This window comes from Marinimicrobium koreense (genome assembly GCF_003762925.1).
Lineage (GTDB): Bacteria > Pseudomonadota > Gammaproteobacteria > Pseudomonadales > Cellvibrionaceae > Marinimicrobium > Marinimicrobium koreense.
The window spans coordinates 1,323,573-1,350,086 of record NZ_RJUK01000001.1 but is presented as its reverse complement, the minus strand read 5'-3'; the positions used below and the strand labels follow the sequence as shown (position 1 = coordinate 1,350,086).

The following is a 26,514-nucleotide window of genomic DNA, read 5'->3' as shown; positions in this document are numbered from 1 at the left end:
GCCTGGCCATGGCTTCCCTGTTGGTAACCACCGTGATGCTGGCAACCTCAGCTCACGCCGTGACGCCCGTAAAAGGGGATATCGATCACCGGGATTACCGCTACCTGACGCTGGAAAACGGGCTGAAAGTCCTCCTGATTTCGGACCCGCAGGCGGAAAAAGCCGCGGCTTCCCTGGATGTTCATGTGGGCCATCATCAGAATCCTCTGGGGCGCGAGGGCCTGGCGCACTTTCTCGAGCATATGCTGTTTCTCGGCACCGAGAAATATCCGGAACCGGATGCCTATCCGGCGTTTATCAGTCGTCACGGTGGCAGCCACAATGCCTACACCGCGAGCGAGCATACCAATTATTATTTTGATATCGACCCCGAATATCTGGAGCCGGCGCTGGATCGATTTGCGCAGTTTTTTATCGCGCCGCTGTTCAATCCGGAGTACGTCGATCGTGAGCGGTTTGCGGTGGAGTCGGAGTACAAGGCCCGTCTGAACGACGATGCCCGTCGCATACAGGATGTCTATCAGGCACTGATGAATCCTGCGCACCCGGCATCCCGTTTTGGGGTCGGGAATCTCACTACCCTGGCAGATACCGAAGAGCGCCCGCTGCGCAAAGATCTGATCGACTTTTACCAGCGCTATTATTCGGCGGACCTGATGTCGCTGGTGGTTCTGGGGCGGGGCAGTCTCGATGAACTGCAGAAACAGGTGACGGAACGGTTCAAAGCGATTCCGGCCAGGGAGGTCTCCCTGCCCGAGGCTTACCCACCGCTGTTTGGAAAAGATCAACTGCCTGTGCGGGTGTCCATTCAGCCTGAAAAGGACATTCGTCGCCTCTCCCTTCTGTTCCCTCTTCCGGTCAACGCCGAGAGCGAGGCCCATAAACCGCTGCAGTATATCGGCCACCTGTTGGGGCACGAAGGGGAGGGCAGCCTGCTGTCGCTGCTCAAGGAGCTGGGTTGGGCGGAAGGCCTGAGTGCCGGCACCCGACACCGGGACCGGTACGACGCCATGTTTCAGGTGTCCATCCAGTTGACCGAACTCGGCGTTCGGGCCGCCGATCAGATTGTGGCCCTGGTGTTTCACTCCATTGAGCAGATTGAGGCCCGGGGGCTGGACGCCTGGCGTTATGAAGAACTTCAGCAAATGGCGAAGATCGACTTCCGTTTTCGGGAGGTCAGCGCTCCGATGGACACGGTCCGTGGGCTTGCCTACCGACTGCATCTCTACGAACCGGAAAACGTGCTCTGGGGTGATTACCGGTATGCGGGGTATGACGCCAAGCTGATCAAGAAGTACCTTGGATACCTGGATAGCGGGAATGTGCTGGTGTCCCTGGTTGCTCCCAAGGTAGAGGGGGATAGCCGCTCTCCGTATTATCAGACGCCTTATCGGGTCGAAGAGCAGGCGGCGGAACAGCCCGAAATCAAGGCCCGAATCCAGAAACAGCTGGTTTTGCCCAAACCCAATGACTTTATCCCCAGTCGACTGGCCGTCAAGGAGGCACCACTGCTGCCCGGACCGGGAGCCTCGGAAAAGGCTAAGTCCCGTCTCCCTGAGGCGGTGGTCGATAAGTCGAGAATCAAGGTCTGGTATCAATGGGATCAGACGTTTGAGGTGCCCAAAACCAGCATGCGTCTGCGACTCAAGCTACCTCAGGTGGCGGCCGGGGTCGAAGGCGCGGCCAAAGCCGAGCTGTTATCCGAGCTGGTGCGGGACCAGCTCAATGAATTTGCCTATCCGGCCCAACTGGCCGGACTGGACTTCTCCCTGCACCCGAACACCCGGGGCCTGGATATCGAAATCTTCGGTTACAGCAGTCGCCAGAACCTTCTCTTGACCCGTATTGTTGAGGCGTTGCGCCAGGGGCGGTTTGCACAGGACCGCTTTGATGACCTCAAGCGCAAAGTGGAGCGGCGTTGGCGCAACGAAGCGCTCGATACTCCCTACGGCGTGATCGCCAGGCAGGTGCCGCGCCTGCATTTTGAGCCCTATTCGCTGGGACGGGACAAGCTCCAGGTGCTTGAGGGGATTGACCTCAAGGCCATCCACCAGTTTGCCGATTCAGTGCTGAAAGACGCTGAACTGGAAGTGTTGCTGTACGGCAACCTGTATCGTCAGGAGGCGGTGCGTCTGGCGGCGTACCTTGAGCATCAACTGCTCGGCGATCTGACGCGCCTGGATCTGGCACCGGCCCGGGTGTTCCGCCTGAAATCCCAGGGCCCATGGGTGTATGAGCGGCCTCTTGAGCACAACGACAGTGTCACCATGCTGTACGTTCAGGGGCTCTCCACTAAGCTGAATGATGTGGCTCATATGCAACTGGCCCGACGGTTGCTGCAACCGGCATTTTTCCATGAGCTGCGCACCGAGAAGCAGTTGGGCTATGTGGCGACGGTGTTTGCCTTACCGCTTAAAGATCAGGAGGGCACCGTGCTGGTGGTCCAGTCGCCATCGGTTGACAGTGACCGCCTTTGGCGGGAAATGGATGGCTTCCTGGATGGCGCGGAAAGCCACTTAAAAGAGGGGTTGGCGGAACAGAAGGCGGCGCTGGTCCGCGAGTTGCGCGAACCGGCCAAGACCCTGTACCAGCAGTCCAGCCGATACTGGGAGGACCTGATGATGGGGGATACCCGCTTTGATCGGCGCGAACGCCTGGCCCAGGCGGTGGAGGCTGTCACGGCGGAATCCCTGCAGTCTTATTACCGCCAGGTGTTTGCCGACCCCGCCCGGCGCCTGTGGCTGGTGACGGATCGATCGGAAGAGGCTCCGGAGGCCACCCCAATCGACGCCATACCCGATTACCAGAAGGCCCTTGAGGCCCTGAGTTACCCCTGAGGCCGCAGCGCGGCGGCGGACTGGTAAAAAAGGCGTGAATATGTAAGAATTCGCTGATTTTTCGGCTCTACCAATACTGGCCATAACCCTATATAACATCCCACACAAGGGCTCTATGGCGGTGCAGAGACACCTGTTTTCAATTTCCTATTGATTGAACGCAACGATTAGATGTGCCAATGCGTGCACGGCTGAGGAGAATTTAATGCAAGAAGATATCGATGCCCTCGAAACGAGAGAATGGCTGGATGCCCTTGAGTCAGTTGTTCGCCACGCAGGCAAAGAACGGGCCACCTTCCTTCTGAAGCAACTGTCAGAAAATGCGGTAGATCACGGTATTGATCAGCCTTCGGCGATCACCACCCCTTATCGCAATACCATTCCGGTTTCGAAAGAAGTGCAGAGCCCCGGCGATGCCTACATCGAGCGCAAGATTCGCTCCATCGTTCGCTGGAACGCCATTGCCATGGTGGTTCGGGCGAACAAGAGTGCCGACGAGTTGGGTGGCCACATTGCCTCCTTCTCCTCAGCTGCAACCCTGTATGAAGTCGGATTCAACCATTTTTGGCGCGGCAGCGAAGACGGTAAGCCGGGCGACCTGGTGTACTTCCAGGGCCACAGCTCTCCGGGTATGTACGCCCGCTCTTTCCTCGAAGGTCGCCTGACCGAAGAGCAACTGGACAATTTCCGTCGCGAAGTCGATGGCAAGGGCCTCTCTTCTTACCCTCACCCCTGGTTGATGCCGGATTACTGGCAGTTCCCGACCGTTTCCATGGGGCTCGGTCCGATCAACTCGATTTACCAGGCGCACGTGATGCGCTATCTGGATCAGCGTGGCCTGATTGAAAAGGGCGACCGCAAAATCTGGGCCTTCCTCGGTGACGGTGAGTGTGATGAGCCGGAATCTCTGGGTGCCATTTCGCTGGCGGGCCGCGAGAAGCTCGACAACCTGATCTTTGTCATCAACTGTAACCTGCAGCGCCTGGACGGCCCGGTTCGCGGTAACGGCAAGGTGGTTCAGGAACTTGAAGGTGTATTCCGCGGCGCCGGCTGGAACGTGGTTAAAGTGCTTTGGGGCGGTGCCTGGGACAAACTGCTGGAAAAAGACAAAACCGGTCTGCTGCAGAAGCGTATGGACGAAGTCCTCGACGGCGAAATGCAGAACTACAAGGCCAACGGTGGCGCCTACACCCGCGAGCATTTCTTCGGTAAATACCCCGAGCTGCTGGAGTTGGTCAAAGACATGACCGACGACGAAATCCTGCATCTGGCTCGTGGTGGTCACGACGCACACAAGGTGTACAACGCGTATCACAACGCAGTGAATACCAAAGGTCAGCCCACCGTGATTCTGGCTCAGACCGTAAAAGGTTATGGCATGGGCCCGACCGGTGAAGCGGTCAACAACGCGCACCAGGTCAAGAAGCTCGACATCGATGCGCTCAAGACCTTCCGGGACCGTTTCAACATCCCGATCGAAGACAAGGATCTGGAAAAAATCCCGTACTACCGTCCGCCGGAAGACAGCGCGGAAATGCAGTACCTGCACGAGCGCCGCAAGCAGCTCAACGGCTATCTGCCCGCTCGTAAAGCGGACTTCGAAGCGCTGGAAATCCCGGGCCTGGACGCCTTCAGCAAGCAGCTCGAAGGTACTGGCGACCGCACCATTTCCACCACCATGGCTTTTGTCCGTGTGCTCAACACGCTGATCAAAGACAAGAAGGTGGGCGACAAGGTGGTACCGATCGTGCCGGACGAAGCCCGCACCTTCGGTATGGAAGGCATGTTCCGCCAGATCGGTATTTACTCGGCCGAAGGCCAGAAGTACACGCCGCAGGATGCCGGTCAGATCATGTACTACAAAGAGGATCAGAAAGGCCAGATCCTCGAGGAAGGTATCAACGAAGCCGGTTCCATGTCCGCGTGGATTGCGGCCGCAACCTCCTACAGCAACAACCACCAGCCGCTGCTGCCGTTCTACATCTACTACTCGATGTTCGGTTTCCAGCGCATCGGCGATCTGGCCTGGTTGGCCGGTGACGCCCAGGCGCGTGGTTTCCTGCTCGGCGGTACCGCCGGTCGCACGACTCTGAACGGCGAAGGCCTGCAGCACCAGGATGGCCACAGCCACATTCTGGCCAACACCATCCCGAACTGCCGGTCCTACGATCCGACTTATTCTTACGAAGTGGCGGTGATCGTGCAGGATGGCCTGAAGCGTATGTATCAGGAGAAGGAAAACTGCTACTACTACATCACCCTGATGAACGAAAACTACGTTCATCCGGATATGCCCAAGGGCGCTGAAGAAGGCATCATCAAGGGTATCTATCAGCTTGAAAAAGGCACCAGCAAGAAGAAAAACCGCGTCCAGCTCATGGGCTCCGGTACCATTCTGAATGAAGTGCGTGAAGCCGCCGAGATTCTGCGCAAAGACTTCAGTGTGGAAGCCGACGTGTGGAGTGTCACCAGTGTGAACGAACTGACCCGCGACGGTCAGCGCGCCGCTCGCTGGAACCTGCTGCACCCCGGTGAGAAGCCCCGTAAGGCGTACCTGACCGAGCAACTGGAAGGTCAGGACGGTCCGTTCATCATCGCGACCGACTACATGAAGAACTACTCGGAACAACTGCGTCCCTACGTGCCGGGCGACTACTATGTACTGGGTACCGACGGCTTCGGTCGCAGTGACAGCCGTGAGAAACTGCGTCACTTCTTTGAAGTGGATCGCCACTTCGTTGTGATTGCCGCGCTCAAGTCCCTGGCGGATCAGGGCAAAGTGAAGCCCGAGGTGGTCAGCAAGGCCATCAAGCAGTTTGGTATTGATCCGGACAAGGCCGACCCTCTGACCGTTTAATAAATCGGTAGGCCCCGGGGCTGAGTCCCCGGGGTTTTGGGTCGAACACCAAGAATATGTGAGGAGTTACTGTGGCCACAGAAACCATCAAAGTCCCCGATATCGGCGGCTCCGAAGATGTAGAAGTGATTGAGATCAGCGTCTCGGTGGGGGATACCGTCGCCGCTGAAGACACGCTGGTTGTGCTGGAAACAGACAAAGCGTCCATGGACATCCCTTGCCCCAAGGCGGGTAAGGTCACCGCCATTTCCGTCAAAGAGGGCGACAAGGTCTCGGAAGGTTCCGCCATTCTCGAGCTGGAACTGGAAGGCGAGGGCGCCGGTGACGATAGTCAGGCCGAGAGCGCTGAATCGTCCTCTTCGGACAACGCCGCAGAGTCCAAGGCATCGCAAGAGGCCCCCAAGGCCTCCGGCGGCAGTGAAATGGATATCCCGGTACCGGATATTGGCGGCTCCGAGGGTGTTGAAGTTATTGAGGTGTGCGTCAAAGCCGGTGATGAGGTCTCCGAAGGGGATTCATTGATCGTGTTGGAAACCGACAAAGCCTCCATGGAAATCCCGGCTCCGGCCAGCGGCACCATCAGCAGCATCGCGTTGAAAGAAGGCGATAAAGTGTCTGAAGGCGATGTCATCGGTAAGATGAAAACCGCCGGTGGCGAAGCCCCCGCGCAGAGCGAGCCGGCGAGCCAGTCCGAATCGGAAAGTGCCGCTCCAGCCGCGCCTCAGGGCGGTGGTGAGCAGGACATGCCGGTGCCGGATATCGGCGGTGCGGAAGGCGTGGAAGTGATCGAAGTCAGCGTCAAGGCCGGCGATGAGGTGTCCGAAGGCGACACCCTCATCGTGCTGGAAACCGACAAGGCCTCGATGGAAATTCCCGCTCCCGCCTCCGGCAAGATCAAGAGCATTGCCTTGAAAGAGGGCGACAAGGTATCCCAGGGCGATCTGATCGGTGTTATTGAAGCCGAAGGCAGTGCCGCGCCGGCACCGTCTGCTCCGGCCAAAAGCGAAGCGCCCGCCAAGAGCGAGCCGGCGCCCAAAGCCGAGTCGTCTTCTCCGGCCACCGCCACCGGTGCCAGTGCCGAAGTCATCAACAGTGGTGATGTCTACGCGGGTCCCGCCGTGCGTCGACTGGGTCGCCAGTTGGGTGTGGATCTGGCCAAGGTGAAAGGGTCCGGTCCTCGCGGTCGTATCACCAAAGACGATGTGCGCAGCTATGTGAAAAACATTGTCACGGCGTCTCAGTCCGGTGCTGCACCGGCCGCCGGCGGCGGTGCCATTCCGCGTATTCCGCCGATCGACTTCAGCAAGTTCGGTGAAGTCGAAGAAGTGAAGATGAGCAAGATCAAAAAGCTCACCGCGGACAACATGACCCGCAACTGGCTGAACATCCCCCACGTTACCCAGTGGGACGATGCCGATATCACCGATATGGAAGACTTCCGCAAAGGCCTGAAAGCCGAGGCGGAAAAGCGTGGCACCAAGCTCACGCCGTTGCCGTTCCTGCTCAAAGCCTGCGCGGCGGCGCTTGAAGCCGAACCGAGCTTCAACGTGTCTTTGCACCACGACGGTGAGCATATTGTCCAGAAAAAATATGTGCACATCGGTATCGCGGTGGACACTCCCAATGGTCTGGTCGTACCGGTCATTCGTGACGTCAACAAGAAAGGCTTGTGGCAGTTGACCGAAGAGGTCAATGCCATGGCGAAGAAAGCGCGTGACGGTAAGCTGACGGCGGCAGAAATGCAGGGCGGTTGCTTTACCATCTCCAGCTTGGGCGCCATGGGTGGCAGCGGCTTTACGCCGATTGTGAATGCCCCGGAAGTCGGCATCCTGGGTGTGTCTCGCGCCCAGATCAAGCCGGTGTGGAATGGCACGGAGTTTGTGCCGCGCAATATGCTGCCAATCTGTCTGTCCTACGATCATCGCGCCATCAACGGTGCCGATGCCGGACGCTTCTTCACTTTCCTGGCTGGAGCGCTGGCGGACGTGCGTCGCCTGCTGCTCTGAGTTTGGGTGAAGTGTAGCTGTAACGAAAAAGGCCAGCGTTTGCTGGCCTTTTTTGTGTGTATCGGCGCCCACAGGGTGCCAAATCAACCAATCAAAATCATAAAACCAATGAGAGAACACCATGAAACAACTCGCTTTATTATTCGTCCCCCTGTTTTTTTTTGGCTGCGCTCGTTCCGTCATCACCGAACCTCCTGTGCCATTTGAAAACACCTATACGGCGGAAAATACTTATCAAAAAGAAGTTAAGCACTTCCCGCATATTGAAATCGCCAGTCTCGACACGCCCGACGGAGTACGCGTCGAACGGGATGTGACCTATGTGCAATACGGTCGGCGAGCACTGCAACTGGATCTGCATCGGCCGGAGGCGGGGAGCTTTCGTCCGGCGGTGGTTCTGGTGCACGGGGGCGGTTGGCGCTCGGGTTACCGGAAAAACCTGACACCCCTGGCCAACGCGCTGGCAGAGCGAGGGTTTGTGGTGGCCAATATCAGTTATCGTCTGGCGCCCGAGGCGCGCTTTCCCGCCGCCATTCACGATGTCAAAGCGGCGATTCGGTGGCTGCGCGAGCATGCCGAGGCCTACGACGTTAACCCGGACCAGATTGCCGTGGGTGGTACTTCGGCGGGTGGGCAAATTGCCAGCCTGACCGGTATTACGGCCGGCGATCCGTATTTTGATCCGCAGCAAAAGCACAGCTCGATATCGAGCGACGTGCAAGCGATACTGAATATTGACGGTCTGTCCGATTTTACCTCGGAAGAGGCTCGCTACTATGAGGATGATCCGAGCAAGACCCCGTCGTCGGCCGGCTCCTGGTTCGGTGGACGCTATGCCGAGCAAACCGAGCTCTGGCATAAAGGCTCGCCGACGTACTACGTCCATGCCGAGATGCCGCCCATCCTGTATTTGAACAGTGCCCAGGAGCGTTTTGGTGTCGGCCGTGATGAAATGATAGCGAAAATGAAGCCCCTGGGAATCGAGTATCACGTTCGGCGCTTTGATAATACGCCGCACACGTTCTGGCTGTTTGATCCGTGGCTGCAACCCACCGCTGACGAGATCGCGGCTTTTCTTCAGCGCTTATGGAGCGGCTCTGGCAGCGCCGTAGAGTGAGGCGTATGATGGTTCTGCGTCGCTTTGATATGGAGGTAATTCCGGTTTGAGTCAACCGCCTGGGAAACGCTCGCCCCTGATTCTGCCCGCACTGATTTTCCTGTTGGTGATCGGAGTGGTTGAGGGGGTCATCTTTGCCTATAAGGGGAAACTCTATAGCGAACAGCGGCTGCAGGCGCTGACGTTCGCGGCCGATCTTCGCTCTAACGCCGAACGGGAACTGAACAACGTGCTGTATCTGACGCGGGGCTTAAGCAGCTACTTTTCCGTGCGGCACGATTCCCTGGAGCGGGAAGAAATTCTCAGCATTCTGCGCGTCGCCTATCAGACCAGCCCCCTGATCCGCAATTTTGGGGTGGCGGTCGACTATAAACTGACCTACGTCTATCCAGAAGAGGGCAACCAGGCCGCCATTGGTCTGGATTACCGCGAGCTGGAATCGCAGTGGCCGGATGTAAAGCGTGCGGTAGAGCAACGTCGGCCCATCTTGTCTGAAGGGGTCAAACTGCTGCAGGGAGGTGAGGCGTTTGTGTACCGCGATCCGATTTACATCGATGATGCTTACTGGGGGCTGCTCTCGACCGTGATTGACGCTGAGCCCCTGCTGGAGGCCATGTTCGCGGTCATGGAAGGTGACAGTCGGCACCGTTTTTCGGTGCGGGCGAACCGGCGAAATCAGCCGCCCGTTTACCTCTGGGGCGAATCGACGCTGTTCAGCCAGGATGAGACAGTACGACTGACTTCCGGGCGGGACTGGGAGTTTGTGGTTCAGACCCGTACGGGCGATACTCACTGGTTGCCAGTATTTATTTTGCGGATATTCGGTTGGGTGCTGGCGCTGGTGGCGGCGCTGGGAACCTACTCCGCGGTGCTGCATCGACGTCAGCGAATGACCCGGGGCGCCCGAGGTCCGGAGTCAGCGTTCGAGTAACGTTCGGCTGAGGTTGGGTGCAAGCCGGCGAGCCAGCTCGGCCGACCCGAGACCCAAGAGGGCGCCGCCGATATTCGCCAGAATATCGCCGAGGCTGAAGGTGCGCGGCGGCAAGAAATGCTGGATCACTTCAATGCCCGTCGAGTACGCCACCAACACCAGAAGACGCTGCCACACCGGCCAGCCCGGCAAGGCAACGGTGATTGACCAGCCGGCAACGCCATAGCCGAGAAAATGCATCAGCTTGTCGTTGTATTGCGGAATATGGGGGCCGGAAGCGGTGGTGAGCCCAAAGTAGCTGTAAATCGCCAGTAGCAGGACGAACTGCCACCGGCACAGCGGCCGCCACCACGCCGGAACGGTCATACTCAGCGCAGCACCATCAGTGAAATGCGGGTTTTGCTGATCATGTGAGTGGTGGTGCTACCCACGATCAACTGGCGAATACGCGAATGGCCGTAGGCGCCCATGATCAGCAGATCGATATTGTGGGTGTGCTGATACTCTTCCAGAACGGTTTCCGGGTCACCGGCAATAATGGTGGCCTCGGTTTCAAAACCCGCTTCGGTCAGTTTGTTCTTGGCCCAGTCCAACTGTTCGCGGTTGCTGTCGACGTCGGCACCGACCGTGACCAGGTGAATCGGAATGCCTTTGAACAATGGGCTGGCGGCTACCATGTCCACGCCCTTGCGGGTGGTGGCACTGCCGTCAAAGGCGAACATGATCGCCTTGGGCGGCTCAAAACTCTGTTGGGCAATGAGAATCGGCCGGTGCAGGGTGCGGATGATCTGTTCCAGGTGACTGCCGATATGCCCGTGGGCCGAGGCGGTGTCCGCACCGCGCTTGCCCACCACCAGCATTCGGGTTTCGGTTTCCAGCTCGGCCAGAGCGCTGACCAGCTCGCCGTGACGCTGGCGGGTTTCCACCTCGGGTACACCGTTCTGCTCCACCCGTTCACGGGCGGCCTTGAGCATCAGTCGGCCGTGTTCCATGGCCACTTTGGAGCGTTGCTCGTCCAGGCTGGCGAGCTCTTCCAGCAGCGCCTCCTGAGAGCCAAAGCCGATGCTGCCGCTCAGGTTCTGTTTTCTGCCCTGAGTGGGTTCGTCCAGCACGTGCACCAGGCTCAGCGGTGCATCCATGCGCTGGGCGGACCAGGCCGCGTAATCACAGACGGATTCGGCGTATTGAGAGTCATCGATACAGGCAATCACTTTGTTGTGCATACTCATTCTCTCGGTTAGTGGCCCATCAGGCGTTCAACAGCGTCCGGCTTGTCGTGCACGGCGAAGCGGTCCACCAGTGTCGCGCTGGCCTCGTTCAGGCCAATCAACTCCACATCGGTCCCTTCGCGGCGGAACTTCAGCACCACTTTATCGAGGGAACTGATCGCCGTAATGTCCCAGAAGTGGGCGCGGTGCAGATCGATGGTAACCTTTTCAATCGCCTCTTTGAAATCGAACCCGTCAATAAATTGCTCGGCGGAGGTGAAGAATACCTGCCCGACCACATGGTAGGTACGATGCTCGCCGTCGTCCGAGAGGCTGGAGCCGATGTACAGAATATCGCCCACTTTGCGAGCGAAGAACAGCGCGCTCAACAGCACGCCCACCAGCACACCGAGCGCCAGGTTGTGGGTGGCGACCACCACAACCACCGTGCTGACCATGACGATGCTGGAGCTCTTGGGGTTGTCTTTGAGGTTCTTGACCGAAGACCAGCTGAAGGTACCAATCGACACCATGATCATCACCGCCACCAGAGCGGCCATGGGGATTGCAGCGACCCACTCGTCCAGAAAGACCACCAGAATCAGCAGCACGACCCCGGCGGTCAAGGTCGAAAGACGGGTGCGACCGCCGGATTTCACGTTGATCACCGACTGGCCGATCATGGCACAACCGGCCATACCACCGAGCAGGCCCGAGCCGATATTGGCGGTACCCTGGCCAATGCACTCCCGGTTCTTGTTACTCGGGGTGTCGGTCAGGTCATCCACGATGGTGGCGGTCATCATGGACTCCAACAGGCCGACCACCGCCAGGGTGATTGAGTACGGGAAAATGATCTGCAGGGTTTCAAAGGTCAGCGGTACGTCGGGCCACAGGAATACCGGCAGGCTGTCCGGCAGCTCGCCCATATCGCCCACGGTGCGGATGTCCATACCGAGGTACATGGCGATACCGGTCAGGACAATGATGCACACCAGCGGGGAGGGAACGGCTTTGGTCAGCAGCGGAAACAGATAGATGATACCGAGGCCCGCCGCAAGCATGATATACACCGGCAGGGTGGCATTTTGCCCGGTGATTTCCGGCAGCTGAGCCAGGAAAATCAGAATTGCCAGGGCATTCACAAACCCGGTCACCACCGAGCGGGAAACAAACCGCATCAGTGCCCCCAGCTTTAACATTCCGGCAATAATCTGAAAGACCCCGGTCAGCAAGGTGGCGGCGAGGAGGTATTCCAGCCCATGCTCTTTCACCAGCGTGACCATCAGCAGCGCCATGGCGCCAGTGGCGGCGGAAATCATGCCCGGGCGGCCACCCACAAACGCGGTGACCACGGCAATGCAGAAAGAGGCGTAGAGGCCGACCTTGGGGTCGACTCCGGCAATGATAGAGAAGGCGATGGCTTCGGGAATCAGCGCCAGCGCCACCACAATGCCGGCGAGGCTGTCGCCTTTGAAATTCGAGAACCAATCCTGTCGAATGTTTGCGAGCATAAGTATCTTCCAGCAGATCGAAGTCAATACCGTGGACGGCCGCACAGGGTGGGCGTCACCGATGGTTTTGAAAAGAGAAAACCGGCTGGCAAACCGGCCGATAGGAGGCGGTTTACAAGTCAACTGGGCGGGCAACGGGAACTTCCGTGGGCCAACCTTCAGGGCTTAATGCCCGGGGTCAACTGCCAAGTCGCGAGACCGGTGATGAGTATCGTTATCATCAGCACCCAGACTGGAACGGCGCGCATGCCGTGAGGCCGGTGGCTTGGTTTGAAGGCGGCGGAGTATACCGGAAAGGGGCTCGTATTGCACGGGCTCGGCCCTGGGTAACAGGGGCTAGCGGGCGCGGTCGGTCAGCGGCAGTAGCGCCTCGGCATCGTACAGATCCTGAGGGCGATTGATGTTGAAAAACGGGTCATAGCCGGTCTGCTCAAAGGTCACCGATTCGGCCTTCTGCTCCCGTGCCCAGTCTTGTAGTCGTGGCGTCTGGTCCGACCGCAGCGCATCGCGCACGGCCGGCAGCAGAGAGCGGTGCCACAACCCGAAAATCGGGTGAGTCTGCTCGCCGGAGCGAGCCAGGATCAGAGATGCCTCTGTCTCCAGAGCGCGCTGGTACAGTTCACTGACCAGGTTGTCGGGGAAAAACGGCGTGTCACTGGCAAAACTGGCCATCCATTGATGGTCGGGGCGATGGTTTTCCAGCCACTGCAAACCGGCGTGAATGCCCGCCAGAGGGCCGGGGAAGTTGGGATACTCGTCGGACAGCACCGTCAGCCCGCTGCGGGTAAACCTCAGATGGTTACCGTTGGCGTTGAGCAGCAGCTCGGTGACCTGGGGCCTGGCTTTGGCAATCGCCCGCTGGAGCAGGGTCTGGCCGCCCAGCGGCAGCAGGCACTTATCGCCGCCGCCCATGCGGCGGGCGAGTCCTCCGGCAAGGATAATGCCCGGAATCTGGGGTCTGTCGTTCATAATCTCTGGTTAACGGTGTCGGGTTTTACCAGTACTATACGCGGTAAGAGATTAAACGCGCGACTGTTTTGTGTCGATTTTTTTAACGATTCCGCGCCTGCGGGGTCGGTTTTCACCGGAGTCTTGAGTATGGGTCTTGATTTGCAGAGTCTGCGCCGGGAGTACTTGCGCGGAGGTTTGAACCTGGAAGATTTGAGTGCCAACCCCATAGACCAGTTTGAAGTCTGGATGGAGCAGGCGGTGAAGGCAGAGATTCCCGACCCCACCGCCATGGTACTCGCCTCCGCCTCCCCGGACGGGCAGCCCTCCCAACGTATTGTGCTGCTCAAGGGGCTGGATGCCGACGGCTTCGTGTTCTACACCAACCGCACCAGTCGCAAGGGGCGAGAACTGGCCGCCAACCCCAAAGTCAGCCTGCACTTTCCCTGGCATACCCTGGAGCGCCAGGTGGATGTCTGTGGTATCGCCGAATCGCTGTCGGCGGAGGAGTCCGAGCGTTATTTTCATTCCCGCCCCCGGGAAAGCCAACTGTCCGCCTGGGCGTCCCATCAGAGTCGCGCGGTCGATTCCCGCGAGACACTGATGGCCCACGTTCGGGAACTGGAACAGCGTTTTAAGGGGCAGGACATCCCGCTGCCGGAGTTCTGGGGCGGTTACCGGGTTCGCCCCCACCAGATGGAATTCTGGCAGGGCGGAGCCCACCGCCTGCACGACCGGTTTGAGTACAACCTGCAGCCCGATGGCAACTGGACCATCGACCGGCTGGAGCCGTAGCAATGCCCAGTGTTACCCCCATGCGTTACGTACACTACGATGCCCCTGGCAAGCCCTCGGTCTTGACCCTGGCCGAGGGCCCCGCGCCGGAGCCACGCCCCGATGAGGTGCTGATTCAGGTGGCCGCCGCCGGGGTTAACCGCCCGGACGTACTGCAGCGGCAGGGACTCTACCCACCGCCGGACGATGCCTCCCCGGTGCTCGGCCTGGAAGTCTCGGGAACGGTCGTTGCCGTTGGCGAGGGCGTTCAGCGTTGGCAGTTGGGCGACCGGGTCTGTGCCCTGGTCAACGGTGGCGGCTACGCCGAATACGCCGTCGCCCCGGCCGACCAATGCCTGCCGGTACCCGACGGTGTAGCCCTTGAGGATGCCGCCGCGCTGCCGGAAACCCTGTTCACCGTCTGGCACAACCTGTGGCAGCGGGCCGGAATCCAGCCGGGCGAAACCCTGCTGGTTCACGGCGGCGCCAGTGGTATTGGCACCACCGCCATCCAGTTGGCCAAGGCGCTGGATCAGCGGGTCATCGTGACCGCCGGCAGCCCGGAAAAGTGCGAGGCCTGTCTGGCACTCGGAGCCGACCGGGCGATCAACTACCGCGAAGAGGATTTTGTCACCGAAGTCAAAGCCTTCACCGACGGGCAGGGCGCCGATGTAATTCTGGATATGGTCGGCGGTGACTACGTCCAACGCAACATCAAAGCGGCTGCCAAAGAAGGGCGCATCGTCAATATCGCGTTTCTGAACGGCAGTAAAGTCGAGGTAGACTTGATGCCGCTCATGCTCAAGCGGCTGACCCTGACCGGTTCGACACTCAGAGCCCAGAGCGCCGAAGTAAAAGCCGGCATCGCCCGCGAACTGGAACAACGCGTCTGGCCGCTGATCGCCCTCGGACGTGTGAGGCCTTTGATCAATCACCGTTTCGCAATAAGTGACACCCAAAAAGCCCACGAGCTAATGGAATCCAACACCCTGATCGGCAAAGCCATTATCAACCTATGACAAAAGCCACCCCCCACCGTCCCCTCGAAGGCATCCGCGTCATCGAACTGGGCCAACTCATTGCCGGTCCCTTCGCCGGCTGCATGCTCGCCTACTTCGGGGCCGAGGTCATCAAAATCGAACCGCCGGGCAAAGGCGACGCCCTGCGCGGCTGGCGCGTGGTGGAAGACGGCACCTCCCTGTGGTGGCGCAGCCTGGGCCGCAACAAAAAAAGCGTCACCCTCGACCTCAAACAGGACAAAGGCCGCGAGATCGCCCGGCAACTGATCGACAGTGCCGACGTCCTGATCGAAAACTTCCGCCCCGGCGTCATGGAAGATTGGCGCCTCGGCCCCGACGTCATCAAGCAGAGCAACCCGGCACTGGTCTACTGCCGCATTTCCGGCTTCGGCCAGACCGGCCCCTACGCCAAAAAGCCGGGCTTCGCCTCGGTCTGTGAAGGCATGAGCGGCTTCCGCTACGTTAACGGCCACCCGGATCAGGCCCCGGTGCGGCCCAACCTGAGCATTGGTGATACCATCGCCGGCCTGCACGCCGCCCTGGGCATTACCCTGGCGTTGTTCGAACGCGAGCGGCAGCCGGGCGGAGAGGGGCAGGTGGTGGATGTCGCCCTGTATGAGGCCATGTTCAACCTGATGGAAGCAGTGGTGCCGGAATACGACGGCGCTGGCATCATCCGCGAGCCCTCGGGCACCACCGTTACCGGCATCGTGCCCACCAACACCTACCGGTGCAAAGACGGCAAATACGTGGTGATCGGCGGCAACGGCGATTCCATTTTTCAGCGCCTGATGCGCGCGGCGGACCGGCCGGACATGGCGGACGACCCGCGCATGGCCACCAACGCCGGGCGGGTCGAATGCGTGGAAGCCATCGACGGTGCTCTGTCCGACTGGTGTGGCTCCCTCGAGTCCTCAGAGGTTCTGGCCAAACTCGAAGCGGCGCGGGTGCCCTCGGGCCCGATCTACAATGTCGCGGATATGATGGCCGATCCGCACTTTCAGGCGCGGGGCCTGTTCGAGCAGGTGGAAATCAATGGCAAGCCGCTGAAAATCCCGGCCATGATGCCGCGCCTGGAGAGTACCCCCGGCGGCACCAACTGGCCTGGCCCCGAGGTGGGGCAACACACCGATGGTGTCTTGCAGGAAGCGCTGGGCCTGAGCGCCGAGGACTTGAGTCATTTGCGCGAACAGGGCATTGTGTAGCGGCGCGATACGACGCGCGATAGAACGAGTAATCTGCTATGAACAAAACCGAAGAACGACCCGACGAGCCGCTCAAACCCGGCCGCTATCGCCACTACAAAGGCAAGGACTACCAGGTACTCGAAGTGGCCACCCACAGCGAAACCGGGGAGGCCATGGTGGTTTATCGCTGCCTCTACGGCGACTACAGCCTCTGGGTCCGACCGCTGTCCATGTTTAACGAATCGGTGGAAGTCGCGGGGGAAACCGTACCGCGTTTTGCCTATGTCGAACCCATGGAGAAGGATCACCTGTGGGCGGGACAGTAACGACGGACGATCAGAACAAACGGGACGAATACTGGATGCAGCGGGCCCTGGCACTGGCCGAGCAGGGCGCCCAACAGGGCGAAGTGCCGGTGGGCGCCGTGCTGGTGCGCCACGATGATGTGCTGGGCGAAGGCTTCAATCAACCCATCGGCGCGAAGGACCCCACGGCCCACGCCGAAGTAGTGGCGCTGCGTCAGGCCGCCGCAGGGGAGCAGAACTACCGTCTGCCGGACACCACCCTGTATGTGACCCTGGAGCCCTGCACCATGTGCATCGGCGCGCTCATTCACGCCCGCGTGGCGCGACTGGTCTACGGCACCACCGAACCCAAAGCCGGCGTGGTGGAAAGCCGCAATCAACTGGCACAGACGGACTACTACAATCACTGGCTGGAAGTGCAGGGCGGCGTACTCGCCGACGCCTGCCAGCAGCAACTGACCGACTTTTTCCGCCAGCGCCGGGCCGAGGCCAAGGCGCGCAAGCAGGCCCAATCCCCCTCATGAAATACTACGACTGCGTGATTATCGGCGGAGGCGCCGCCGGGCTGATGTGCGCCGCCACCGCCGGTTTTCGTGGGCGAAGCGTGGCGGTGCTGGACCACGCTAACAAAGTGGGCAAAAAAATTCTGATGTCCGGTGGTGGCCGCTGTAATTTCACCAACTACGACGTCTCGCCCGAAAACTTTATTTCCGACAACCCCCACTTCTGTATCTCCGCCCTGCGCCGGTACACCCCCTATGACTTTCTGGCGCTGGTGCAGCGGTACGATCTCCAGTACCACGAGAAAGCCCTGGGCCAGTTGTTTTGCGATCACAAATCCAAAGATATTCTCGACATCCTGTTGGCCGAGTGCGACCAAGCCGGCGTGAGCATCCAGACCCGCTGCACCATTGAGTCCATCGAACAAACCGACAAGGGTTTCACTTTGGCCACCACCAACGGCGGTGTGCAGTGCGAATCCCTGGTGGTGGCGACCGGTGGACTGTCCATTCCCACCATGGGCGCCACCGGCTTCGGCTACCAGATCGCCAAACAGTTCGGCCTGCCGGTCACCGAACGCGAAGCCGCACTGGTGCCCTTCACCTTGAGCGGCCAGTGGCTGGAGATTGCCCGCTCGCTCTCAGGCGTGTCACTGCCAGTGACGGTCGAGTGCGGTGAGCAGCGCTTTGCCGAAGCGCTGCTGTTCACCCACCGGGGCCTGAGTGGCCCGGCCATCTTGCAAATTTCCAACTACTGGCATCGTCAGGAAGCCATCACCATCGACTTTCTGCCCGGCGAATCCCTCGCGGATTTACTGAACCAATGGCGCTCCGACGGCCAGAAAACCACCCTGAAAAATCGCCTGTCCCGCCATCTACCCAAGCGCTTTGTGGAAACCTGGCTGGAACTGCCGAGTTTTCCGAGCGGCCTACAGGACAAACCCCTGGCCGAATGGAGCCGCGCCGACATGGACGCCCTGTGCGAAGGCTTCCACCGCTGGCAGATCGTCCCCCCGGGCACCGAAGGCTACCGTACCGCCGAAGTCACCCGCGGCGGGGTGGACACCCAGGCGGTATCCTCCAAGACCTTTGAGGCAAGAGCGGTACCGGGGCTGTACTTTATCGGTGAAGTGCTCGACGTGACCGGATGGTTGGGGGGCTATAACTTCCAATGGGCCTGGGCTAGTGGGCACTGTGCCGGACAGGTGATTTGATGGGTCTGTATGCGATATTTGAATTCTAAGGAAAATAGTGCACACTTTAGCTCAAGGTGGCGCACGCTTTCTGCCCCTACGAGAGTAATGCTAGCGGTTAAATCAAAGACTTACGGGAGCCGGGCAGTAATAAGCGTGCCAGCACACTTTTACACCCAGAGCTAAACGGATGATTGTCGAAAAATTCTTTATGCTTTAGAGCCTAAGTGTCGTTACTCCGTCTTTCCCCCTGCGTGCAAAATCGTGCCGGCTCGATATACAGCTGTTATACGAAAAACCATGGACAAGTTGACATTAGAGATAATTTATGAGCTACGAAAGTCAAGTATTCAAAATTCCTCGAGAATCAGAAGACTATGAGGAATGTTCAACCTTCGTCACGAATACCGTAGAGGAGATTATTAAGAATGCTATTGAGAGTGGGCAGAATAAAATATTCATCAATACAAACCTGAAGCTCGGGTTGCCAATGGAGAATATCAACAAAATTGCTGGGCCATTTGTTGAGGCATGGGCATCAGAAACGTTTCAGTTAATTGCGGATGACAAGTCCAACAAATATTCATTGATGAATGTAGAGGCCGTTGAAAGGCTTCATATGGCCGATGTTATTCTTCAATTTAAACGACAACGTAAAGTCGAGAGTGGAGTAACTGCAGAGGTGGATGTTAAGGCGACTGCGGAAGACATTGACAACAGCGGAAAGTCTCCAAACATCACTTCGTTTGCACGAATTAGAACAGCATATGTAGAAGATCCAGACTACATTTTTATCATTTTGTCTTTGAAGCATAGGGTTTACTCCACTCGAAACCAAGAATCCGGGCTTATGGATGGAATAATGGAGGTTGTCAAATACAACGCCTATGATTTGAAGTACATATCTTCAAGGGATTTAAATTACAATCCTGCATTAGGTACGGGGCAGATACAAGTGCGAGACATTCACTATGTGGATATAGAAAAGCGGAATACATGGGAGTTCTGCCAGCTTCTGGACAAGAAATACTTACAGTCAAGTAGACGTACTTTTGAACAATGGCTGAGTCTTGCGGAAACTAAGGGCTGGATTAAGAAAGATGACTGATTTAAAGCTTATTGCTGGCGATGCGGTTCAGCAAATGCAAGATATTAGATCGGGGTCTATCGACTTAATTGTTGCAGATCCGCCTTACAATCTTGGTAAAAATTATCAAAACAATATTGATAAGAAGACATTTGATGAATATCTAGTTTTCTCAAAAGAGTGGCTTACGGAGGCTTCTCGCGTTTTAAAGCCGCATGGAACTATTTACGTTTTTATGGGATTCCGCTTTATATCGTACCTATACGATATCTTAGAACGTGATTTGAAGTTGCATTTCCACGCATGGATAGTGTGGCACTACACGCAAGGAATGGGAAAAACAAAAGGGTTTTCTCCACGTCATGATGACATACTGATGTTTACGAAATCATCATCGTTTACGTTTAACCTCGATGATATTCGTGTCCCACAAAAGTACTATCGCCAGAGAAATAATATGCGGGGAGCAAATCCGGGTGACGTTTGGGAGTTTTCTCACGTTCACTATTCCAATCCGAATCGCCAAGACCACCCTACGCAGAAACCAGAAGGGCTTGTTGAACGTATGGTTTTGGCTTCATCGGACGAGGGAAATCTTGTATTAGATCCATTTTCTGGAAGTGGAACGACGGTCCGCGTTTGCCAGCAGACCAATAGAAATGCTATTGGGATTGAGGTTAATCCCGAATATATTGAAATGACAAAAAGAAGGTTAAGTGAGCCATTCTGTGGGTTTGATAGTGTTGATCCTCGTATGGAGCGTGTCCCTAATGATTTAAGAGATCCCATAATTAGAGCTGAGTATTTAAAGAATCATGTCAATTGGTTTCTAAGAAATCACAAGAATGCGATCTCTGACTTTCAAAAAGCTGTAAAAGAGAAATACGGGATAAAGATCGACGAGAGGGGAAACGTTGAGCCTAAGGAGTCTTTATTTTGATATTTATTAGGATTCAAACCAATAGGGCAAAGCTAAAGAATATGCTCGATAAATTTTCATCAATGCATATCGAGAAAGAATTTTTTTTCGCGCCTCGTCCTTTGCCAAAACAAACCTTCAAGTACTACGTGGGGTATGCTTATGTAGAAGAAGGCTCTAAAGCTGACTCGTGCCTCCAATCCGTGAAGAACTATAGCTCACTTTCAGAAGATGAATTTCTCGATAATTTAAAAGCGACAGAGTACTTCTGGTTATCGGGAGACAAAGAATCGTATTGCAATGCGCTGCACGCGGACAATTTTTCCGCTATGCTCCAAAACTTCCGATGAGCGCGGCGATATTTTAGGCGGTGTTAATGAACTACGGCAGAATAACTTTTGCTCTTTCTGTGTTAGCTCTTCCGCTCCACGCCTTAGGTGAATGTGACAAAGCTATATGCGGAGTTTTTGGCTATCAGTTTGGAGAAATTATCTCTTCCACATCAGATAGAATTCTAAGTTGTTCGGATAACGATGCCACGTGCTGGGGAACTAATAGAGATATATCTCCGTCCGCGTACAATGTTCAAATTAATATAAACGATAATAGAGAGGTTTTTAGATTGGTGGCAACGGAGACTATAGAGTCGCGTGACAGCGAAGCTGGATGCATTGAAAGAGCTGAGAATGTTGTAAGGTCTTTAACCAGTAATTACGATGAATCTTTTAGACGGTCAGACTCAGAACATCCGTACGGTTACACATTCTTGTGGTCAAATGAGGATAGCGACAGGACTTTGATTTCTATTTCTTGCGAGCTGCGTAGCTACCCACTCCTAGAAAATGAATACTACATGCTAGCTATATATTTGACAGATCATAAATATGCGAATGAAAATCTTACCAGGAGGAATCCATGAAGTCGCCTCCTGGATCTAGAAAATATAACCAAACGCAGTGGTGCGCAGCCTTCATCTGTCGGATTCTCGAGAGGTCGCACCGGTGTACTTGGCCTTAGCATTCAAATAGTTCAGCAGGGAGTTTATGAACGTTCTAATAAGTAATAGGTTTTCAATACTTTTCACGCTGACAATGGTGATTATTGCAGTGGTTTCCCTTCTTGCGGATGTATTAACCTACGACGGAAATAATTGGTTTCAACGAAGTGGTTCGCTTTTGGTTCTGGCGGGTGCAGAGTTACAATACTCCTCTATACGTACTAACTGGCAGAGGGCCCAAAACCGCGAAAGAGAAATGCCAAGCTTTGACGACAAGATTGCAGAGGGAAAGGGTATTTCGGTGACAGAATTATACGAAGATCTTGCTAAGACAAGAAATTTCTCGATCGAGATCCATGAAATAATTACAGCAAAGAGCCTGAAGCAAGTTATAGCGATAGTTCTGATTGTTGCTGGAACTGGGATTTGGGGCTATGCGGATATTCCCTTCCAGTGATAGTTAAAAAATGCTAACTATGTGCATTAGTTTGCGCCCTGCCGGACGCCGGACTCTCGTAAACTCGATGCGCTTTGCCATCGCGTTATCATTGGACAGAGATGCGTAAAGGCGCACTAATCACCACGACAAGCGTCGGTGGGACGCTCGCAGGCTCGTATCGTTCGTTATAAGGGACTTTGTATGACGTTTTACCTGCTATCCTCTTTAGTTATTCTCCAGCTAGGCTCAATGCAGTACATTGGCTGTGTAAGCAGTAAGGGCCGCCGGCTTTTAGGGAAAAGTATTCACATCCTTGGGGTGGTTTGTACTTTAGCATTTTGTGCCTTTTTTATAGCAGGCTTTATTTTTTCTGAATGGTGGGTGCCGCTCGCGGCGTTGTTTGTTGGGTTGGCCGTTGGCCACTTAGTACCATCGAAAGCACGTCAGCCGGAACTCATATATTTTACTGCAGTGTTGTCTGTTCCGTTGGTAATAATGTCCATTGAAGCAATGTAACGCAGGTACAGAAATAATTTTCCTTGGGGTTTCTGAGAGTGGTTTTAGGGAGGGAAATGAAATGACATTCAAGAAGCCTCGGGTTCGTCAGGTCGACAACCCTTTCGCGTTTGGTCTTTGTATTGGAGTCGGCGTTGGTGCGGGTTTTGGTGCAGCGATGGATAATCCGGCGCTTGGTGTGGGGTTTGGAATCGTTGGCGGTGTTGTTTTTGGTATAGCTCTTCGAAAAAGTAAATGTAAGAATATCCCGAAAGAATAGGGTGCCGGATAATTGGCAGTTGGCTCAACAAGCCATAGGTTTTCCTCAAGGAACTGGTCATGACAAGAGATGATATAGAGCTGTACCTGAAAGCGAAAGACAGGTTTTCGTACGCAAACGTCGTTTACGCGCTGGCGGTATTGATTGCGGCAATGGCGGCTTTAACGACCTTCTTTCCGAGCCTTCATGATTATACGAAGTACTTGGTGTTGGCCGCTTTCATTTTGGGCACATCCACATACGGCGCTGGCTCCTACCGCTATGTTTCAAGGGCGACTCTGTTAAAAATTCTGGAACGCCAGATCAACGCCGATCCGGAGGCGTTGGAGTACATTGCGCAAAGAAAAGCCCGTTAGCTCCCTCCTTACGCTATCGGGCTTTGGGGTTTGATGTGCACTAAAATATGTAAATAAACCCAACCCCCACTTCAGCCTCGTAGTCACTACGCGCAATCGGACTATCCTGAATATCGCTACTGAAATGCTCATAGAGCACTTCACCGAAAATCTGCCAGTTCTCGCGGATGTAGTTGCGGTAGCTGTAATTCAGTCCAATCGAGCGGAACCCGCCACTCATCTCGGTTTCGGCCAGTCCCGAGGCGGCGGACTGGGCGGGGGTTATGCCGAATTCGGTGTTGGCGAGATCGCTATCGTGGTACACCGCCACAATCGCCAGTTCGGAGCCGGTACCGTCCATCTGGTCGCCGAAGCGGCGGCCCACGCCGAAGATACCCAGGGTGCCGTTGTCGCTGGTCACCAAGCGGCCATCCAGCCAGTAACGCCAGTCGGCGTCGAACGCCCGGCGGGCTTGCAGGGCGAACTCGACCGCCTCGTCGGTAGCGCCGAGCCCATCCAGTCGACCGTCATCGGAGTCGCCTTCCTCTCGACCTTCTTCGAAGCCCACAACGGCCTCGAACAGCCAGGTGTCGGAACGAAGGCCGCGCCATCCGAGCGCTTCACCGGCCCAGAAGAAAATATCGTCGTCGTTGCGCCATTGGACCGCTCCCGCCGGGTCGACCTCGACACCGAATTCATCGGACCCCTCGTAGGCCGCTTCATACTCAATACCCAGGCCAAGGCCAAAGGCGAAGCCGTCTTCACCTCTCGTGAAGTCTTCAATCGAGGGTAAGGGCACCAGGGCGGTCTTTTCGTCCTGCGCCAGTGCGGGTTGCAATAACAGGGCCTGCAGGAGTGCGGCCGATAGTAACGCTGTAGACGTTTTCATATAAGTGTCCCCCTTATGTGATGGCATGGCATGATTGCTCAGACGACACGACCTTTACGTCAGATTTTTGTGAAAAGATTACCTGCTATTACCGCTTTCAGTGTATACCGGGGTAGGGCCGTCGGTTGGGAGTGTCTTGCAGAGGGGAAGTGGCCCAGGGACGTGTCGGGCGGGTGCCGGATCGGCGTCAGGCCTGAGAATCGGGCTGATGTATGAGCGACAGTTATCTGTACGCGGTTCCGGAACGTAAATAACGCAAGCGAATAACCAATCGGAGTCTGATGTGAACCAACCTGTATCCAAGCCGGAATCACCGCACCGTCTTCCCTGTCGCGGCTGCCTGCCGACCTGCAAGAACTTTGAATCCTGTGAAGGCAAGCCCTGGCGGGTGCTTGTGCCGCCGACGCCCAAGAAGTAGCGCCGCGTCCCTGCGGCGTGAGAGGGGATCAGAACTGATAGCGAACGCGACCGACCACGGAGCGGGCCTCGCCGGGGAAGCAGTCCCCCCGAGACAGGCAGGTCGCCTGGAACTCTTTATCCGCGACGTTCCGTGCGTTCAGGGTCAGGTCCCAGGGTCCGGTCTGGTAGCCCACCATCAGGTCGCCCAGGGTGTAAGAAGGTGTGCGCAGTTGATCGGTGCCGTCCCAGCTTTCGCCCACGTAACGCAGGCCCGCGCCGGCCTTGAACCCTTCGAAGTCGCCCGGACGCCAGGTCAGCCAGGTGGAGGCCTGACGCTCCGGTACGCTCGCCAGGCGATAGCCTTCCGCGCTCTCGGTATCCAGTTGGCTGGCATTGAGCTCAAGGCTCAGGTCACCCATGAACACAATACCTTCCAATTCCACACCGGTGATTGACGCCTCGCCCCGTTGTTGCTGGTACTCGCCCACCAGGGCGCTGGGGTCGTTCAAGTTGGTTTGGGTGATATCAAAGTACGCCAGGGTAAACATGGCCGGGAAGGTGCTCGGCTGGTATTTGAAACCGGCTTCCCACTGTTCGCCTTCCTGAGGATCGAGCGGCTCGCCGTTGCCGTTGTCGCCGATCACCGGATCAAAGGATTCGGCGAAGCTCACGTAGGGCGACAGGCCGTTATCAAACTGATACAGGGCGCCCACGCTGGTGCTGACGGCATCGTCACTCTGGCTGCTGGTGCCGGTACGGGTTTCGGTATCGTCGAAACGTACCCCGGCGGTGATGCGCCAGTTGCCCACGCTGATCTGGTCATTGATATACAGGCCCAGGTCTTCGGTGGTGCTGTCCGGTGAAACGGCGTAGGTGAATTCACTGGCGGCGGGAATATTGCCGTATTGAGGATCAAACACGTTGATCCAGGTGCTGTCATCCAGGACGGTTCCGGTGGCGACATCGTAACCACGGGCATAGTCGTAAAAGCCGCTTTCTCCCAGCGTGACATCCTGATACTGGGTGCCGATCAGCACTTCGTGGAACAGGGCACCGGTCTGGAAGTTGGCGCGCAGACGGGCATCCAGTGCCGCCTGTTCGGAGGTGGATTTGCTGCCATAGAAGGAGCGCGGGACCAGCCCGTCGCCATACAGGCTGCCATCGGCATTGCGCACGTAGCGGTCTCCGCCAATAAACGCGGTCCAGGCTTGTTGATAGTCGGCCTTCGCATCGGTGTAGCGGGAGGTGAGCTCCAGGCTCCAGACCGAGTTGAATTGATGCTCGGCCAGCAGGGTCAGGGAAGTGGTCTCGGTGTCGTAATAGTTGAAGTCCGGATCGCCGGTGTAGGTGCTGTTGTCGATAAACTGGCCGTTAGGGGCGGGCAGAAGGGTACCGTAGACCGGCAGGAATTGGGCGCCGACGTCGCTGTCCGTTTCGGTGCGGTTGAGCAGGGCGGTCACGCGGGTCTGCTGGTTCGGCTGCCAGGTGATTGAGGGGGCGAACACCCGGGTGTTTTCATTCACCTGATCGACCTGGGTATCGGTGTCGCGGTAGACACCCACCGCCCGGTAGAGCCACTGCTCGTCGGAGTCCAGGGCGCCGGTGCTGTCGAACGCCAGTTGCTGGCGATCGAAGCTGCCCAGCTCGGCCAGCAGTTCGTGCGCGGATTCCGCTTTGGGCAGCTTGCTTACCACATTCACAATCCCGCCGGGAGAGCCCTGTCCGTACAATACCGAGGCCGGTCCTTTGAGCACCTCCACCTGTTCCAGGGTGTAGACGTCCGGGCGGGTGTTGTTGTAATTGCCAAACAGCGATTGCAGACTATCCTGATACTGAGGCACGTCCAGGCCCCGGACCTTGACCCAGTCACCTCGGGTGGCAAAGCCGTAGGTCTTGCCGTAGACACCGGAGGAGTAGGTGAACACGTCGTCCAGGGTAATGGCGCCCTTGTCGATGATGTCTTGCAGCCCTTCAATCGACACCGAGCGGGCGGTTTCCATGATCGGGGTATCGGACTTCAGGGCGGAATAGCGGGACAGTTGCCCCGTTACCTGAATTTCCTGGATTTCGGAGGGGGCAGACTGGGCAAGGGTGTAGCCGGAGGTCAGCAGCGAGCCTACGGCGACGGCCAATACAGAGGGGCGGAACAAAGACACGGTAGTGGTACTCCTATGACAGGTAGCAGAAACAATGCATGACAACGATGATGCAAATGATAGTGATTAACATTTAAAGGGTCAAGGGAAATGATTTCCTGCGCCACATTGATGTCGATGAT

General features: G+C 56.8%; 25 protein-coding genes. 19 read left to right on the top strand and 6 right to left on the bottom strand.

The window, feature by feature from the left end; all coding sequences use genetic code 11:
* Positions 1-8: 8 nt before the first annotated feature.
* The 5 genes from EDC38_RS05795 to EDC38_RS05775 all read left to right on the top strand — a co-directional run bounded on the left by EDC38_RS05795 (position 9) and on the right by EDC38_RS05775 (position 9,748).
* Entirely contained in the window at positions 9-2,837 is a 2,829-nt protein-coding gene (locus tag EDC38_RS05795) for an insulinase family protein (protein ID WP_170162859.1), read from the top strand.
* Between the two features lie 205 nt (positions 2,838-3,042).
* The gene (aceE, locus tag EDC38_RS05790) at positions 3,043-5,694 is read left to right on the top strand and encodes a pyruvate dehydrogenase (acetyl-transferring), homodimeric type (RefSeq protein ID WP_123637687.1); all 2,652 of its coding nucleotides are present in this window, start codon (positions 3,043-3,045) and stop codon (positions 5,692-5,694) included.
* Between the two features lie 71 nt (positions 5,695-5,765).
* Complete coding sequence (gene aceF, locus EDC38_RS05785; RefSeq protein WP_123637686.1) at positions 5,766-7,700, top strand: dihydrolipoyllysine-residue acetyltransferase; 1,935 nt, start codon at positions 5,766-5,768, stop codon at positions 7,698-7,700.
* A gap of 121 nt (positions 7,701-7,821) precedes the next feature.
* Positions 7,822-8,817 carry an alpha/beta hydrolase gene (locus EDC38_RS05780; RefSeq protein ID WP_123637685.1) on the top strand — a complete coding sequence of 332 codons (996 nt, stop codon included), beginning with the start codon at positions 7,822-7,824 and terminating at the stop codon, positions 8,815-8,817.
* 46 nt (positions 8,818-8,863) lie between these two features.
* On the top strand, positions 8,864-9,748 hold the full coding sequence (locus tag EDC38_RS05775; protein ID WP_123637684.1) for a CHASE domain-containing protein: 885 nt from the start codon (positions 8,864-8,866) through the stop codon (positions 9,746-9,748).
* On the opposite strand, the gene EDC38_RS05770 is transcribed toward EDC38_RS05775, so the two are convergent.
* The 4 genes from EDC38_RS05770 to mobA form a co-directional block, all read right to left on the bottom strand.
* Positions 9,734-10,114, bottom strand: a complete 381-nt coding sequence (locus EDC38_RS05770) for a VanZ family protein (RefSeq protein WP_123637683.1) — start codon at positions 10,112-10,114, stop codon at positions 9,734-9,736. The genes EDC38_RS05775 and EDC38_RS05770 overlap by 15 nt on opposite strands.
* 2 nt (positions 10,115-10,116) lie before the next feature.
* Entirely contained in the window at positions 10,117-10,971 is an 855-nt protein-coding gene (locus tag EDC38_RS05765) for a universal stress protein (RefSeq protein ID WP_123637682.1), read from the bottom strand.
* 14 nt (positions 10,972-10,985) lie between these two features.
* Positions 10,986-12,470 carry a SulP family inorganic anion transporter gene (locus EDC38_RS05760; protein ID WP_123637681.1) on the bottom strand — a complete coding sequence of 495 codons (1,485 nt, stop codon included), beginning with the start codon at positions 12,468-12,470 and terminating at the stop codon, positions 10,986-10,988.
* A gap of 336 nt (positions 12,471-12,806) precedes the next feature.
* Positions 12,807-13,439, bottom strand: coding sequence for a molybdenum cofactor guanylyltransferase MobA (gene mobA, locus EDC38_RS05755; RefSeq protein WP_123637680.1), 633 nt, complete (start codon positions 13,437-13,439; stop codon positions 12,807-12,809).
* A 129-nt stretch (positions 13,440-13,568) separates the two neighbouring features.
* Here mobA and pdxH point away from each other — a divergent pair, with 129 nt between their 5' ends.
* The 13 genes from pdxH (at position 13,569) to EDC38_RS05690 (ending at position 22,969) form a co-directional block, all read left to right on the top strand.
* Positions 13,569-14,213 (top strand): pyridoxamine 5'-phosphate oxidase, encoded by a 645-nt coding sequence (pdxH, locus tag EDC38_RS05750; RefSeq protein ID WP_123637679.1) that lies wholly within the window; start codon positions 13,569-13,571, stop codon positions 14,211-14,213.
* Between the two features lie 2 nt (positions 14,214-14,215).
* Entirely contained in the window at positions 14,216-15,211 is a 996-nt protein-coding gene (locus tag EDC38_RS05745; RefSeq protein WP_246004345.1) for an NAD(P)H-quinone oxidoreductase, read from the top strand.
* Positions 15,208-16,416 (top strand): CaiB/BaiF CoA transferase family protein, encoded by a 1,209-nt coding sequence (locus tag EDC38_RS05740; RefSeq protein WP_123637678.1) that lies wholly within the window; start codon positions 15,208-15,210, stop codon positions 16,414-16,416. The genes EDC38_RS05745 and EDC38_RS05740 overlap by 4 nt, the downstream gene beginning before the upstream one ends.
* Before the next feature lie 38 nt (positions 16,417-16,454).
* Positions 16,455-16,724: a DUF1653 domain-containing protein gene (locus EDC38_RS05735; RefSeq protein WP_024460561.1), complete on the top strand. Its 270-nt coding sequence runs from the start codon at positions 16,455-16,457 to the stop codon at positions 16,722-16,724.
* The gene (gene tadA / locus EDC38_RS05730) at positions 16,709-17,227 is read left to right on the top strand and encodes a tRNA adenosine(34) deaminase TadA (RefSeq protein WP_281273509.1); all 519 of its coding nucleotides are present in this window, start codon (positions 16,709-16,711) and stop codon (positions 17,225-17,227) included. The genes EDC38_RS05735 and tadA overlap by 16 nt, the downstream gene beginning before the upstream one ends.
* Positions 17,224-18,417: a BaiN/RdsA family NAD(P)/FAD-dependent oxidoreductase gene (locus EDC38_RS05725; RefSeq protein ID WP_123637677.1), complete on the top strand. Its 1,194-nt coding sequence runs from the start codon at positions 17,224-17,226 to the stop codon at positions 18,415-18,417. Before tadA ends, EDC38_RS05725 begins: the two co-directional genes overlap by 4 nt.
* 307 nt (positions 18,418-18,724) lie before the next feature.
* Positions 18,725-19,504 carry a restriction endonuclease gene (locus EDC38_RS05720; RefSeq protein ID WP_123637676.1) on the top strand — a complete coding sequence of 260 codons (780 nt, stop codon included), beginning with the start codon at positions 18,725-18,727 and terminating at the stop codon, positions 19,502-19,504.
* The gene (locus tag EDC38_RS05715) at positions 19,497-20,423 is read left to right on the top strand and encodes a DNA-methyltransferase (protein WP_123637675.1); all 927 of its coding nucleotides are present in this window, start codon (positions 19,497-19,499) and stop codon (positions 20,421-20,423) included. Before EDC38_RS05720 ends, EDC38_RS05715 begins: the two co-directional genes overlap by 8 nt.
* 41 nt (positions 20,424-20,464) lie before the next feature.
* Positions 20,465-20,752, top strand: a complete 288-nt coding sequence (locus EDC38_RS05710; RefSeq protein WP_123637674.1) for a hypothetical protein — start codon at positions 20,465-20,467, stop codon at positions 20,750-20,752.
* 693 nt (positions 20,753-21,445) lie between these two features.
* Positions 21,446-21,856 (top strand): hypothetical protein, encoded by a 411-nt coding sequence (locus EDC38_RS05705; protein ID WP_123637673.1) that lies wholly within the window; start codon positions 21,446-21,448, stop codon positions 21,854-21,856.
* A gap of 183 nt (positions 21,857-22,039) precedes the next feature.
* Positions 22,040-22,354, top strand: coding sequence for a hypothetical protein (locus tag EDC38_RS05700; RefSeq protein ID WP_123637672.1), 315 nt, complete (start codon positions 22,040-22,042; stop codon positions 22,352-22,354).
* Positions 22,355-22,415: 61 nt separating this feature from the next.
* Positions 22,416-22,613, top strand: a complete 198-nt coding sequence (locus tag EDC38_RS05695; protein WP_123637671.1) for a glycine zipper domain-containing protein — start codon at positions 22,416-22,418, stop codon at positions 22,611-22,613.
* A 59-nt stretch (positions 22,614-22,672) separates the two neighbouring features.
* A complete protein-coding gene (locus EDC38_RS05690; protein WP_123637670.1) occupies positions 22,673-22,969 on the top strand; it encodes a hypothetical protein in 297 nt (98 codons plus the stop codon).
* A 40-nt stretch (positions 22,970-23,009) separates the two neighbouring features.
* Here the strand turns inward: EDC38_RS05690 and EDC38_RS05685 are convergent, their stop codons facing one another.
* Positions 23,010-23,837 carry a MipA/OmpV family protein gene (locus tag EDC38_RS05685; protein ID WP_123637669.1) on the bottom strand — a complete coding sequence of 276 codons (828 nt, stop codon included), beginning with the start codon at positions 23,835-23,837 and terminating at the stop codon, positions 23,010-23,012.
* Between the two features lie 283 nt (positions 23,838-24,120).
* Here EDC38_RS05685 and EDC38_RS16650 point away from each other — a divergent pair, with 283 nt between their 5' ends.
* Entirely contained in the window at positions 24,121-24,255 is a 135-nt protein-coding gene (locus EDC38_RS16650; protein ID WP_281273508.1) for a hypothetical protein, read from the top strand.
* A 28-nt stretch (positions 24,256-24,283) separates the two neighbouring features.
* Here the strand turns inward: EDC38_RS16650 and EDC38_RS05680 are convergent, their stop codons facing one another.
* The gene (locus tag EDC38_RS05680; protein ID WP_123637668.1) at positions 24,284-26,392 is read right to left on the bottom strand and encodes a TonB-dependent siderophore receptor; all 2,109 of its coding nucleotides are present in this window, start codon (positions 26,390-26,392) and stop codon (positions 24,284-24,286) included.
* Positions 26,393-26,514: the final 122 nt, after the last annotated feature.